The following is a 13,748-nucleotide window of genomic DNA, read 5'->3' on the forward strand; positions in this document are numbered from 1 at the left end:
CAACCAAGATTAACAATTAATTGAATACCATGTCACTTTAGATGCAAGGCTAGTGGCGATAGTGCGCTTTTCCCCAAAATTAACGGCAGGTTTTACTGTTATTCTTCGCAGATGGGGAATACCTTCGAAATTAACGTTAGGATTTACAGTTAAATATCCCAAGTTAAAAAGCCGGGACAATCTCCCGGCTCTCTTTCTAAAATATAAAGTTACTTCTGCACCGTCGCATTATACTGCTTGATCTTCTCGGTAATTTGCTTGGCGGCGTCTTCCAATGCTTGCTTCGGCGATTTTTGTCCGTTCAGCACTTCCTCGATCGCACCTTCCACGAATTGACGCGCTTCCGGGAAGACGCCCATCAGCGCACCGGAGGTCGCCGTAGATTCCGTCGACGCATGCAGCTGATCAACAGCGGTTTGGAACTGCGGATATTTCGCCATATTATCCTTCAACACTTGCTCGTCGTAAGCCGCTTTCGTGATCGGGAAGTAGCCGGTGTTTACGCTCCATTTCGCCTGCGCAGCCGGAGAGGTTACGTATTTGATAAACTCCCATGCCGCTTTTTGCTCTTCTTCCGATTTGTTGTTCATGATATACAAGCTTGCGCCCCCAACGATCACGCCGCCTTCTTTGGCGCTGGCGGGTCTTGGCAGGAAGGCAGTGCCTACTTCGAATTTGTCGCCAACCGCTCCTACGATGTTACGCAGTGCCGCCGTTGAATTTAAGGTCATCGCCACTTGGCCTGCAGCAAAGGCAGCGTCCGTGTCATCGGTTTTGCGGCCCAAATTAGCGACAACTCCGTTGTCCACCATTCTTTTCCACCACTCCAGAATGTTCACCCCCGCCTCCGATGCGAGCAGCGACTCGGTGGCATCCGCTTCACGTCCGTTGCCATTATTCACGTAATCGGCATTTTGGCTGGCAAACCACTGCTCGATAAGCCAAGCATAAACAGCGATCGCAGCGCCCGGTTGCCCCTTCTTGCTCAACGCGGTAGCTGCCGCTTCAAACTCCTCAAACGTTTTCGGTGGATTTTCCGGATCCAGACCTGCGGCTTTGAAGGCATCCTTGTTGTAGTAAAGTATCGGGTTCGACGTATTAAACGGCATAGCATTTAACTGGCCGCCGATCGTGTAATAACGAATAATGTTAGGTTCTAACTGCGAGAGATCATAGCCGTCTTCATCAATAAACTTCTGCACCGGTGTGATCGCCTTGGAGTCGATCATAAATTTGCTGCCGATCTCGTACACCTGGATCAAGTCTGGGCCGCTGTTCGAGCCCATCGAAGCTTTCAGCTTATTTAAGCTCTCATCGTAACTTCCTTGGAACACAGCTTCCACTTCAATATCGGATTGGCTCGCATTAAAATCCGAGACGAGCTCGTTAATAGCCTTCTCATTCGCCCCTGACATCGAGTGCCACCAGGTCAGGTGAATCGGCTTCTTCCCCGAGCTGGCGCTTGCCGAATTGTCGCTGCGGGTATTGGTTCCCCCGGTTGCCGCACTGCTTCCTGCGTCATTCCCATTCCCGCCGCACCCGGCAATAACGACCATCAACGCTGCCATCACCAGCAGCATGCTTTTGAAGCGAAACCTTTTCATCGTTCGTACCTCTCCCTACGTAAAATGATTTTTGAAAATTTCTTAGCCTTTCAACGCTCCGGCCGCCATCCCGCGAACGAGTTGCTTAAGTCCAAACACCAGTAACAGCAGGGACGGTAGAATGACTAACGTAATCCCTGCGAATACGAGATTCCAAGAGGTTGTCTCCTGAAATTCCAGCATGGAGATGCCGATCTGCACCGTGCGCATCGATTTGCTGTTAGTGATCAGAAGCGGCCATAAGTAACTGTTGTACATATTCAAAAAAGAGTACACCGCCAGCGTTCCAAGCGCCGGTCTTGAAAGCGGAAGCACATGAAACAGAAAGTAACGGACATGCCCGCAGCCATCGATTTTCGCCGCCTCGAACAGCTCCTTCGGCAGCTGCAGGAAAAACTGGCGAAGCAGAAACGTCCCAAAGGCAGTGGCCAAAAACGGCACCATTAACCCCTGGTAACTGTCCAACCAATTCAGGCTGCGTACCGTTAAATAATTGGGGATCATCGTTACTTCCCAAGGAACCATCATCGTGGCGACAAATAAGCTGAACATCAAGCCTTTGCCCTTGAATTCCATCTTGGCGAAGGCATAGGCTGCCAAGCTGGCGGTGATCAATTGTCCAAGCATCACAATCCCGGAGACCAGAAAGGTGTTCCCGATAAACAAGGCAATCGGAACGATCTGTAGCACCTCGGCAAAGTTGCTCAAATGCAGCGAATGCGGCACCAGATGCGGTGGATAGGCGCTGGCTTCCTGCGGCGTCATGACGGACATAAACAGGCTGTAAACGATAGGATAAAGGACGAGAACTGCAGCTACGGTCATGAACAACAACACAATGATTTGGTTAAAGGTCAGCTTGTTCATTGATAGTGGACTTTCCTTTCTACCCATTTGAACTGAATCAAGGTCAATAGCAGAATGACCAGGAAGAGTAGAAGCGCTTGGGCACTGCCCGTACCAAACCGGAAGTTGACGAAGGCTTCTTGGTAGATCGTGTAGACGAAGACGTTCGTCCGGTTCATCGGCCCGCCCGATGTCAGAATGTTGATCTGCCCAAACGATTGGAATGCACTGATGATGGACACCACCAACAGGAAAAATAACGTGGGCGACAGAAGCGGCAGCGTAATTTTGCGAAACGTTGTCATCGGTCCAGCTCCATCGATCTTGGCACTTTCGTACAGCTCGTCGGGAACTCCCTGCATCCCGCTGGACAGGATGATGTAATTAAAGCCCAAGTTCATCCAGACCGTCATCAGCGACACGGACCACAAAGCCCAGTCCGGGCTGATCAGCCAAGGTACCGGACCCACGCCGGCCAAGCCAAGTAAGTAGTTAAGCATACCTAAAGTAGGGTGAAACAGAAACTTCCAAATGACCGCCGCTGAACCAACGGAGAGTACCAACGGCAGCGAGTAGGCGAATTGGAAAAACCGTCTCCCCCGTCGAAGATGATGCGTGAATGCTGCGAGCACCAGCGCGATCAGCATTCCGGTTGGCACGGTGAATAAGGCAAAGAGCGCTGTCACCTTCATCCCGCTGACAAATAAGCCGGAGGCAAAAAGGCTGGTAAAATTGTCGAAGCCAACAAATGAGGCGATTCGACCAGTCGGGTCCATGCTGTGTAAGCTCAAGTACACCGACTTTAGCAGCGGGTAGAACAAAAACACGACAAACAGGAGCAACGACGGAGCCAGAAACGTATAGGCCAGCGCATGTTCTCGAATGTTCTGTTGTCTTAAGGTTGCGGCGCGGGCAGGTCGACGAGTCGCTGCAGAAGCCGATGCTACGGATTGGCCCCTTGATGGCAGACTCACCTGGTGATCCAGCTCGCTCATGAGGAAAGCCTCCTTTTTTTATGAAGGTTGAGATGTTCAAATTCCTCTGCTAGTGTATAGCTTGGATGTCACCGGAACGTTAGCCATGGATCAATGGAGTGTCAAAATCGTCATCGCACAGTAAAAGAAACGCAAAAAAGCCGCCTCCCACGCGTATGCGGTGAAGACAGCTTATAAGAATGTGGACTTTATCTTCATGCTTCGGATTCGCTGACGATCAGCCGGAGTGACCCTGTCATGGTTGGCATGTTCCGATAGTGCCCGTATTTGCGGTCCCATTCCCCGGATTTCAAAGCATCGGCCAAACGCTGAACCAGGCGCTCCTCCACGCCTTCCGCCAAGAAGCCCCATGCTGACTGGGCCTGACGTACCTCGGGGATCAGGAACGCTTCCGGACGGCCGTAGAAAGCTTCCTGGAATCCATCAATACAATCCAGTGGAATGGGCAACGGAATGATCTGCCCTCCCTCTCCCAGCGCTTCAAGAATGTCCTGCGGTTTCGGATAACGCCGCCGCTCGGCTTCGATCAGCTCCGGAAAATACTCAGCCGTCCAGAACGAATCGAGTGCATCCGGATCAAAGGTCAAGACGATGACGTTCCCCCGCGTCACCCTTCTCAGCTCCTGAAGGCCATGGCGAAAATCAGGCCAATGGTGGACAGTGACCATCGCCATCCCTGCATCAAAAGCCTGATCATCAAAAGGCAGCGCATCTGCCCAGGCGTTGACGGCCGGAACTGCTCCGCGCGCCCTCCGCTGACTGCGCATCGTTGCGGAAGGTTCTACTGCGACGACATACCGGTCCTTCGGCTCATAGGACCCGGTTCCAGCGCCCACGTTGATGATCGTTTGGGCATCCCCCAACGCCTCGAACACATACCGCGCAATACGCGGATCAGTCCGCCGATATCCAGCGTAATTTGTCCCCTGTTGATCGTAATCATAAACGAGTTTTTCCAGGTTCATCCCTGCCTCAGCTCCTTTTGGCATACGATTATATTTCCTGCTGAGGACATTGTAGTTGATTTAGACCCATAAATATAATATATCTTTATAAGTAAATCATAGATATAAGTTATGAATTGAAAGGGGCTTAAGTGGAATGAACTTACACGCCTTGCGGTTGTTCCACGTCATTGCGGAGACAGGCAGTGTGACGCGCGCGTCGGAGCTGTTAAACATCAGCCAGCCGGCCATCTCCGCCCAGATCCGTAAGCTGGAAAAGGAACTGGGACTGCCCCTGCTGAAAGCGCAAGGACGCGGCATCGCCTTAACCGACGTCGGGGACAAGCTGTTTACCTACAGCCGACGCCTCTTTGCGGTAGAGCAGCAGATCGAGCAGTTTTTGCAAGATTATAAAATGGGGGATCTGGGGCATATCCGGCTGGCAGCCACTTATTTGCCCGCGCATTTCCTCGTCCCGACTTGGATCGCGAAATTTAAATCGCAATACGAGCATGTGGAGATGAGCATCAACACGACAAATTCGACGGATGCGCTAAAGCAACTGCTGAATTTGGAGGTGGATTTGGCGATCTACGGCGGATTGCCAGAAACCTACCCTGAATCGGTTCATGCAGAGGAAATGTTCCGGGACGAATTGTGGTTTGTCGTCTCCCCGAAACATCGGTATGCGGGACAGCGCGTCTCCCTCCACGACATGGTCAGGGAACCTTTTGTCATGCGGGAGATCGGCAGCTCCACACGGGAGCGGTTTATGGCATTATGCCGGACCTACAATGCACAGGCGCCGCGCATCGCCTTGCAATTTAACGGGTTAAACGAAACCGTCCAGGCGGTGATTGCCGGGTACGGGGCCAGCTTCGTTTCGGCGCTGGTGGTGAGGGAATACGTGGAGCGCGGACTACTGAGCCGCGTCTTCGTGGATGGCGTAGACCTGATGAATACGATCTCGGTCTATACGCGAAAAAATGAACCGCTGTCTCCAGCGGTCCAACGTTTTGTCGATTTGATCCGTGAGCATCCGCATGGATGACGCCCGATATTTTTTCACGATACAGTCTGCTTCACAAACTCATAAAAAGCCAGCGCATCCGCCCAACTGCTGAAGCCGGCCTGTGCCAGCTTGTCGCTGCCGCCGCCTTTGCCTCCATAAGCAGAGAGATGCTCCTTGAAGAAGGCTCCGCAGGACAGCGATAGGCTGCCGTTATGGGCCAGCACCACCTTCTGTTCCGCTTCCGTGGCCAGCAGGACCGCTGCATCAGTTTGGGCCGTCAGCTTTTGGGCAAGGCTTTGCAAATCCTTCAAGGACTTGTCCGCATAGATTTGCGCAATGATCCCGCCTTCGCGCTTCTCCAGCAGCTCACTTACGGTTACTTCGTCCATCGCTTCTTTTAACGTATCGTACTCCCGTTGCAACCGCTTCTGCTCATCTTCCCATTTGTCGAGGCGCTCCAGAATGCTGTCCCGACCTGTTTTTAATTTGGCGGTAATGGTTGCTAAAATGTGTTGCTGCTCCTGAAACTCTCTGAGGGCCCGGTACCCACATTTGAAAAAGATCCGAACATTCCCCTTCTGCTTCTCGGTCTTCAGCAGTTTAATCATCCCGATCGCACCGGTCGCCGCCACATGCGTACCTCCACAACCGTTGTACTCCACGTCTTCCATCTCCACGATGCGGACGCGGTCCACCGCCTTCGGAGGCTTCACCAGCGGCAGTCGGGACGCCTCCTCCTGGGTAACGAAGTAGCTGGAGATCTTGTGATTCAAATATATATGACGGTTCGCTTCACGTTCAATCGCCTCCAGCTGTTCCGCAGACAGTTCGGGACGTTCTACATCAATGGTGCAATAATCTTCACCCAGATGAAAGCTCACGGTGATCGCTTCATACAGCTCGCGACAAACCGCGGATAGCAAATGCTGCCCACTATGTTGCTGCATGTGGTCAAACCGGCGATCCCAGTCGATTTCACAGCGTACTTCGGCCTCCTCTGGGAAACGCTCCACCTTATGCAACACGACATCGCCCTCACTGATCACATCCAGAACCGGAATCCCGCCAATCCGTCCGGTATCGTTGGGCTGACCGCCTCCATGGGGATAGAAGGCGCTCTCTTCCAGAACAACGTAAATGCCATCCTCCCGCTCCAGCTTGTCCTTGATGCGGGTGGTCCAATGGGTCAAATAGGCATCGTCGAAATATAGTCTTGTCGTCATCGCTTGGTTCCCTCTCTTTTTAGGTAACGTTCAATTTTGGATCCTCATCACCAAACTTCTTCCATCTACTATACCGAATAATCGCCGGACTTTACACCATTTCGTGATCTTGTCTGTTCGAAGAACCAAGCTCGCTTGTCGCCGTTGAGGCGCGGATCGTCCGGGTCCATCGAGGAACGGCTGCTCATGAATGCATCATGCCCACCCTTGCCCGCTCATATAATGAGGTGACAGGTCGAGGGAGGGAGCAAGGATCGCACAGTACATGGGCGAGATCCGGGGAGAAATCCAACGGTTAACCGAGGAACTGATCGAGCGGCAGGAGTTGGACGGAACGTGGCGCTTTTGCTTCGAAAACGGCATCTCGATTGATGCTTGCACAATCATTCTTTTTCGTACGTTAAACATTGACAAAGAAGATTTGATCCGACAGCTGCACGATCGCATCCTTGCGGCCCAGGAACCAGAAGGCTGCTGGCGTTGGTACCATGACGACAAGGAAGGCCACTTGTCCGCTACGGTTGAGGCTTATTACGCTTTGCTGTACTCCGGGTACAGCAAGCCGGAAGACGAACCGATTCAACGGGCGAAACGTTATATCCTGGACCGGGGCGGCATTGGGCACGCCGGAAGCCTGCTCACCAAAGCCATTCTGGCCGCCACCGGACAGAGAGATTGGCCGACCTCCTTATCGCTCATCCCCATCGAAATCCTGCTATTGCCTGAATCGTTACCTCTGAACTTTTATGATTTCTCCGGATATTCGCGGGTGCATCTCGTACCGCTGCTGATCATGGCCGATCGGAATTTTCGCGCCCGGTCAAAGCGAACGCCGGATTTAAGCGAGCTGTTTCTCGACGCGCGCAGCGAAGAGGAAGACCCGCTCACGCTTACTCCAGAAAGCCGGGAACCGCTGAAGCTCATCCAATCGGCCTTGGCGCATTTGGTAGGTACGCCGCAACGTATCCGCCATGCCGCCGTTAACCGGGCTGAGCAATATATGCTGGATCGAATTGAAAGCGATGGGACGCTGTACACGTACGCCAGCTGTACGGTGCTGATGGTGTTCGCTTTGCTGGCGCTGGGATACGAGCCGCAGCATCCGGTGATCCAGCGTGCGGTAGAAGGGTTATCTCAGATGAAGTTTGCGGTGGACCGCGGTGGCCAAGGGGGAACACGCTATGTCACGATCCAGAACTCTCCCTCTACCGTATGGGATACCGCGTTGATTTCCTATGCTTTGCAAAAAGCAGGGGTTTCACCTACTCATCCGGCCATCCAACGAGCCGCCGATTACCTGCGTGAGCGCCAGCATCACCGCCCTGGCGATTGGCAGATTCATAATCCGGGCATCGTCCCCGGAGGCTGGGGGTTCTCCGAGACGAATACGTTCGTCCCTGACGTCGACGACACCACCGCCGCCCTCCGCGCCTTGTCCGCCTTTCATGCCGACGATTGTGAGGTATTAGAATCATGGAACCGCGGGCTTAACTGGGTTTGGTCGATGCAAAATAACGACGGCAGCTGGCCAGCCTTCGAAAAGAACACCAACAAAGAGATGCTCACTTGGCTGGCGATTGAAGGAGCAAAGTCCGCAGCCATCGATCCTTCTGAAGCGGATTTGACCGGAAGGACGCTGGAGTTTTTGGGCAACTTCGCCAAGCTGAGCGTTCGACAGGATTGGGTGGCCCGCGGAGCGGATTGGTTGCTGAGCCATCAGGAGGAAGACGGCTCTTGGTATGGCCGCTGGGGGATATGCTACATCTATGGAACCTGGGCGGCGCTCACCGGGCTGATGGCCGTGGGCATGCCCGCCGATCATCCGGGGATCGCGAAGGCGGCGGATTGGCTGAGGCGCATCCAAAACCCGGACGGCGGCTGGGGCGAATCATGCCGCAGCGATCAGTTGAGGCGGTACGTTTCGCTTCAGGCCAGCATACCGTCCCAAACCGCCTGGGCGCTTGATGCGTTGATCGCCGTCCATGATCAGCCAACGCCCGAGATCGAACGGGGCGTTGCCCGGCTGATCGCGATGTTGTATGAGGAGGATTGGCCCTCCACGTATCCAACGGGAGCCGGGTTACCGGGTTATTTTTACGTGCATTATCACAGCTATCGATATATCTGGCCGCTCTTGGCCTTATCGCATTACGTCAACAAATATGGAGACGGTACGCATTAGCTCATGGAACTGTCCCTTGAGTAGTGTTCAAAGATCCCTTCTGCCAGGTATAATGACGTTAAGACGAAGAACAGCTACCAGTAACGCGCCTCATTCGTTGCAGCCGAAGAAAAACTGCGAAAATACAGTTATTTTTTGCGATTTAACTCAAATCAACTGTTTCAAGCAAAAAAACCTGCACTTTTGCAGGTTTTTCCTCTACTTCGGCGACTTGGCCGAAAAAAACTGCACTTTTGCAGTCTATTGACGGCGGTAGGGGCAGACAGAGCGGCGAGCAGCCAGCTCTTGACCAGCGAGACCCCAGGCGTCACTTCATAAACCACCGAATTACAGCCATGATTAAAGAGAACACAACGCTGAGCACGATACACGTCACGATCGGGAAGTAGAACCGAAAATTGCCCCGTTCAACCGCAATATCCCCCGGAAGCCGCCCCAGTTGCAGGAACTTTCCCAAGAACATCCACAGCAAACCAATCACGATAAGAACCGCACCGGTAACGATCAGTATTTTCGGAACGTTACTCATGAACCCGTCTCCTTTTTATGTAAATGCTGTTTTGACCTCATCATACAAACCGTCTGCCGAAAAAGCAAACCCGAGGGCTCCTATAAGATTCCCCAAAACATACATATCAACCCGATCTCAAACATAGATATTCTGTAGAAGCAATAGTGCCTATACATAGGAAAGGCAGGGAACAACATGGCGGTTTCTTATATGGATTTCACATCACCCAACGCACAGTTCACGTACGACGTTAACCGGAACACAACCTTCCGCAAAGATCAACGGAACTTCATCAACATGCTTTCCATTCATCAGATAAACACGCTGGGGAATATGTCTTTTTTTGATACCTACCTCGACAAAGGCAACGTCGTCGAAATGCACATTCACCAAAACGCTTCAGAGCTAGTGTATTGCCTTTCGGGTGAAGTGGTGGTCTCAATCATCAACCCATTCACCAAAGAATTGAAGCATTACCCCACCCGTCCCGGATGGGCGACCAGTATCCCGCAAGGGTGGTGGCATTACGACACGGCGACGATGGATGGGACGCGGTTTCTGGCGATTTTTGATCAACCGATTCCAGAATTTATTCTCGCCTCCGATATGCTGCGGCTGACTCCACCTGAAGCGTTCGCCCATACTTATTGTCTGGATGTAGAAAAAGTAAGAGCTGCGTTCGCCCCTCTAAATCAATCGGTAATCATCGGTCCTCCGTTGGGCTGTCATCAACCGAACCCGCAAGCTCAAGCGCAGCAAACTTCGACGCCACATACTTATCATCCGCCTTATAATCAGGGTTACGGGCTGCGGCCTTACCAACAGAGCGACGGCAATCCTCGCCGGCCGCAAGTCATCGGTAACGGCTGGGCGCATTTGTATCACGACGGACCCTGAATCTACTTCGGTAAATGGCAAGACCCCCAATCTGCGGTTGGGGGTCTTCTGTTTGTTTCCTTATCCAATCTTCTCAATACTCACCTTCGCCCGCAGCTCCTCGATCAGTGAACGCTCGGCCAAATCGTCGGAGAAAGCGGTAGCGCTGCCCGAGGCTACGCCGGCCCGGAACGCCTCCATGAAGTCTCCCCCTAAGGCGAGCGTCCCCGTAAATCCGGCGATCATTGAATCGCCAGCACCAACGGAGTTGCGCACCTTGCCGGGCGGAACATTCGCATGGAAGACCTCGTTATCACCGATCAACAGTGCGCCTTCCGCAGCCATCGAAATCAATACGTGCTGCGCCCCTTCTTCTAGCAGCTTGCGGCCGTATGCGATCAACTGCTCCCGTGTCTCTATCACGACGCCAAACAGCTCAGCTAGCTCATGATGGTTTGGCTTCACAAGCAGCGGGTGGTAAGGCAGCGCCCGGCGCAGCGGTTCACCTGTGGTATCGATGACGAACTTTGCTCCTTGCTTTTGGCACATCTTGATCAGCTGCTCATAGTAGTCGGCAGGAAGCGAGGAAGGCAGGCTGCCCGCCAAAATAACCAGATCACCTTCCTTCAAAACGGACAGCTTCTCCACCAAAGCATCGGCTTCTCCCGGTGCGATAACTGGGCCAGTACCGTTAATCTCCGTTTCAGCGCCATGCTTAAGCTTAATATTGATCCGGGTCTCCCCGCCGCGAATGCGTACAAAATCAGCAGGAATCCCTTCATTATGCAAAGCTTCTTCAATAAAATCCCCAGTGAAGCCGCCAAGGAACCCCATAGCTGTCGTGTCCGCCCCAAGCCGCTTGAGGATGCGCGAGACGTTAATCCCTTTCCCGCCGGGCAGCTTCAGGTCTCGGTTCATCCGATTGAGCCCGCCGAGCTGTAGGCGGTCAACCTCCACGATATAGTCAATGGAAGGATTTAAAGTAAGTGTGTAAATCATCATGGATTATCCTCCAATTAGGTTTGTCATTTCCGAGATGGGCTTACGCCAGTGTTCCGGAACCTGCTCTGTAATGAGGGCCGCCCGCTCCAGCTCGAACATCTTGGCAAAAGCAACATTCCCGATTTTGCTGGAATCGGCAAGTACATAGGTGAGCGAGGACTGCTCATTCGCACGGCGTTTTAATGCGGCTTCCTCTGGATCCGGCGTCGTATACCCCGCCTCGGGATGAACCCCATTCGCCCCAAGGAAACACCGGTCAAACCGAAAATGCGTTAACTGCTCCAGCGCTAGGTTGCCGACCAGGGCTTTCGTGCGTTTTTTGCCCAGACCTCCAAGCAGGTACACTGGAATGTCTGCCTCAAGCAGCGCCTCCACTTGCGGTAAGCCGTTCGTCACGACGGTGATCGATTTCCCGCGCAGATAAGGGATCATGGCCAAGGTCGTCGTACCCGCGTCCAGATAGATCGCCTCCCCGCTGCGAACCAAGCCCGACGCAACTTCAGCAATTTGCTGTTTTTGCGGGAGATGGACGGCAGACTTCTCCGCCATCCCGGGCTCCAAACCTCCGGGCATCATCGGGAGCGTCGCGCCGCCATGTACCCGGCGAAGCAGTCCCTGTTCTTCCAAATCCGCCAAATCGCGCCTTACGGTGGATTCGGACGCTTCAAGCATGACGCATAGCTCCTGAAGCTTAAGCGTACCTGCCTCCTGCAACCGTCGCATAATCCGGCGATGCCTTTCTTCCGTTAACATCATTCCCCTCCCAACTCCACCATCGGTTCATATCCTCAGCATAAAACAATCATATTCTATCATAATCATTCATTTTCAATCAAATCCTTTCATTTACCATCACAGGACTTGAACGCTGTTTTCGTCCTCCAACGCTGTTCAAACCCCGATAACTAATATTCGGCGAAAAAAATCCCCCGGCAATAAAGCCGAGGGATTTGAGTCTCAGATTATTTCAGCAGCCACAAAGCCGGCACATTCGGCGGCTCCCAGCCGACCAGGGAAGTATGAGCCTGACGGCATTCGTAGATCTCCCCGTTGTAGCTGACCAACTCCCCAACCGCATACGCGGTATTTGGGGCCCAAGGTTGCGCAGCAGGAGCCGACGCTGTCGTCACTTGCACCGTGTTGCTGGCTGCAGATTCATTGCCGGCCGCGTCAATTGCACGAACGGTGAACGTATAGGAAGTTGCTGCGCTGAGTCCGGTTACCGTAAAGCTGGTCTCCGTCCCAGACACGGTTACAGATAAGGTGGATCCGCGATAAATTCGGTAGCCTGTGACCCCCACGTTATCAGTCGATGGGCTCCACATTAACGTCACACTGGAGGACGTGGGTGTCCCCATAACATGCAGGTTACCGGAAGCCGAAGGGGCCTGGGTATCGTTCACGGCCGGGCTTGTCGTCACGGTCACCGGGTTGCTCGGCGAAGAGCTGTTGCCCGCTCCATCCACCGCCCTGACGGTAAACGTATAGGACGTGTTCGCATTCAGCCCAGTCACAGTATGGCTCAGCGTGGATCCCGACACCGTACCTACCAAGTTGCTGCCATTATAAACCCGGTAGCCGGTGACGCCAACGTTATCACTGGAGGCGTTCCAGCTAAGCGTAACCGAGTTCGAGGTAACGGCCGTTGCCGCCAGCCCGGTTGGTGCCGTCGGAGCGGTCGTGTCTCCTGAGTTGCCGCCGCCAAAATCGACGTCAATCACGTTGTAGAAGGCGTTCGCCGTATCTTCGATCTCCCAGACAGCCAGGATCACATGGTACCCTGTCCGCTCCGGGACGTTGCACGTATGCGAGTACGTAAACGGAGGCTGCACCCCGCCATAGTTCACCGTGCAGAACGGTGTCAGATCAAAGGAATTGCGCGTTAATGGGGCATTAGGGTCCCAGCCCGGTTTCGTGATGTAATATTTCCAGTTTGCCGTGGCATGGGGGGCGGTAAATTTCCAGGTGAAGGTGTTCGTTCCGGCCGAAATGTTCACTTTGGTCCATCGGTTGGCCGATTGCTCATCCAGCTTAGGGAAGGCTCCATTAGCACTCGCGATCTTCCCATCTGCTGGTCCGGCATTCGGGAATCCCTTGGGCGCTTCCAAGCTCTGAGGCTCGTATACGATCGCACCGCAGTCCGTATTCTGGCCGTTTTTGCACAAGATCGCCCGGCTTGCCGGCCCGTCCACCCAGCCGTGAGCCGAAGCTTGTTCCGATAACAGGATCATTCCGATTCCAGCAATCACCATGACCAACAAAGAAGTAAGCGCCTTCAAAACTAACGATTGTGCTAGCCGTGTTGAAGTCATGCTTGTCCCTCCTTTGAAATTGGAAATGTGCCTTATGTCTGATCCTTGGCTGTGCATTTCAAATTCTCACTTTTACAACCTTCTGCAGGAACCCTAAACGCCCCCCCTTTCTGAAGGAAGTCTATATAAACTCCCAAAGGAGCTTATACCATAACTGCGTATCACATAAGATCATGAAGGGAATTAAACATGAAATCGGAATGTGGATAACTCAGGCCTGTGGATAACCCGCCATCGCACT

At 53.2% G+C, this 13,748-nt stretch carries 12 protein-coding genes; 3 read left to right on the forward strand and 9 right to left on the reverse strand.

The annotated features are described in order from the left end of the window. Positions 1 to 209 precede the first annotated feature (209 nt). The 4 genes from RW092_RS19895 to RW092_RS19910 form a co-directional block, all read right to left on the reverse strand. The gene (locus tag RW092_RS19895; protein ID WP_316011069.1) at positions 210 to 1,604 is read right to left on the reverse strand and encodes an ABC transporter substrate-binding protein; all 1,395 of its coding nucleotides are present in this window, start codon (positions 1,602 to 1,604) and stop codon (positions 210 to 212) included. Positions 1,605 to 1,646: 42 nt separating this feature from the next. After that, positions 1,647 to 2,471, reverse strand: coding sequence for a carbohydrate ABC transporter permease (locus RW092_RS19900; RefSeq protein WP_085169864.1), 825 nt, complete (start codon positions 2,469 to 2,471; stop codon positions 1,647 to 1,649). Next, positions 2,468 to 3,445, reverse strand: coding sequence for a carbohydrate ABC transporter permease (locus RW092_RS19905; protein ID WP_316011070.1), 978 nt, complete (start codon positions 3,443 to 3,445; stop codon positions 2,468 to 2,470). The genes RW092_RS19900 and RW092_RS19905 overlap by 4 nt, the downstream gene beginning before the upstream one ends. A 194-nt stretch (positions 3,446 to 3,639) precedes the next feature. Further along, positions 3,640 to 4,410 (reverse strand): class I SAM-dependent methyltransferase, encoded by a 771-nt coding sequence (locus tag RW092_RS19910; protein WP_051416909.1) that lies wholly within the window; start codon positions 4,408 to 4,410, stop codon positions 3,640 to 3,642. A gap of 136 nt (positions 4,411 to 4,546) precedes the next feature. Here RW092_RS19910 and RW092_RS19915 point away from each other — a divergent pair, with 136 nt between their 5' ends. After that, on the forward strand, positions 4,547 to 5,440 hold the full coding sequence (locus tag RW092_RS19915; protein WP_316011071.1) for a LysR family transcriptional regulator: 894 nt from the start codon (positions 4,547 to 4,549) through the stop codon (positions 5,438 to 5,440). A gap of 14 nt (positions 5,441 to 5,454) precedes the next feature. Here RW092_RS19915 and RW092_RS19920 read toward each other — a convergent pair whose 3' ends face one another. Beyond that, positions 5,455 to 6,624, reverse strand: coding sequence for an alanyl-tRNA editing protein (locus RW092_RS19920; RefSeq protein ID WP_127575777.1), 1,170 nt, complete (start codon positions 6,622 to 6,624; stop codon positions 5,455 to 5,457). A 265-nt stretch (positions 6,625 to 6,889) separates the two neighbouring features. On the opposite strand from RW092_RS19920, the gene shc reads away from it, so the two are divergent. Continuing rightward, a complete protein-coding gene (shc, locus tag RW092_RS19925) occupies positions 6,890 to 8,806 on the forward strand; it encodes a squalene--hopene cyclase (protein WP_316011072.1) in 1,917 nt (638 codons plus the stop codon). A 307-nt stretch (positions 8,807 to 9,113) separates the two neighbouring features. On the opposite strand, the gene RW092_RS19930 is transcribed toward shc, so the two are convergent. Continuing rightward, the gene (locus tag RW092_RS19930; RefSeq protein WP_016312782.1) at positions 9,114 to 9,335 is read right to left on the reverse strand and encodes a DUF2905 domain-containing protein; all 222 of its coding nucleotides are present in this window, start codon (positions 9,333 to 9,335) and stop codon (positions 9,114 to 9,116) included. A 177-nt stretch (positions 9,336 to 9,512) separates the two neighbouring features. Here RW092_RS19930 and RW092_RS19935 point away from each other — a divergent pair, with 177 nt between their 5' ends. Next, positions 9,513 to 10,214: a cupin domain-containing protein gene (locus RW092_RS19935; protein WP_036700008.1), complete on the forward strand. Its 702-nt coding sequence runs from the start codon at positions 9,513 to 9,515 to the stop codon at positions 10,212 to 10,214. 60 nt (positions 10,215 to 10,274) lie between these two features. Here RW092_RS19935 and pfkB read toward each other — a convergent pair whose 3' ends face one another. The 3 genes from pfkB to RW092_RS19950 form a co-directional block, all read right to left on the reverse strand. Next, positions 10,275 to 11,192, reverse strand: a complete 918-nt coding sequence (gene pfkB / locus RW092_RS19940) for a 1-phosphofructokinase (RefSeq protein WP_028538774.1) — start codon at positions 11,190 to 11,192, stop codon at positions 10,275 to 10,277. Between the two features lie 6 nt (positions 11,193 to 11,198). Further along, positions 11,199 to 11,948 (reverse strand): DeoR/GlpR family DNA-binding transcription regulator, encoded by a 750-nt coding sequence (locus RW092_RS19945; RefSeq protein ID WP_016312785.1) that lies wholly within the window; start codon positions 11,946 to 11,948, stop codon positions 11,199 to 11,201. 209 nt (positions 11,949 to 12,157) lie between these two features. Then, on the reverse strand, positions 12,158 to 13,507 hold the full coding sequence (locus RW092_RS19950; RefSeq protein ID WP_316011073.1) for a lytic polysaccharide monooxygenase: 1,350 nt from the start codon (positions 13,505 to 13,507) through the stop codon (positions 12,158 to 12,160). Between the last annotated feature and the right edge of the window lie 241 nt (positions 13,508 to 13,748).

This window comes from Paenibacillus sp. 3LSP (assembly GCF_032465655.1).
GTDB lineage: Bacteria > Bacillota > Bacilli > Paenibacillales > Paenibacillaceae > Fontibacillus > Fontibacillus barengoltzii.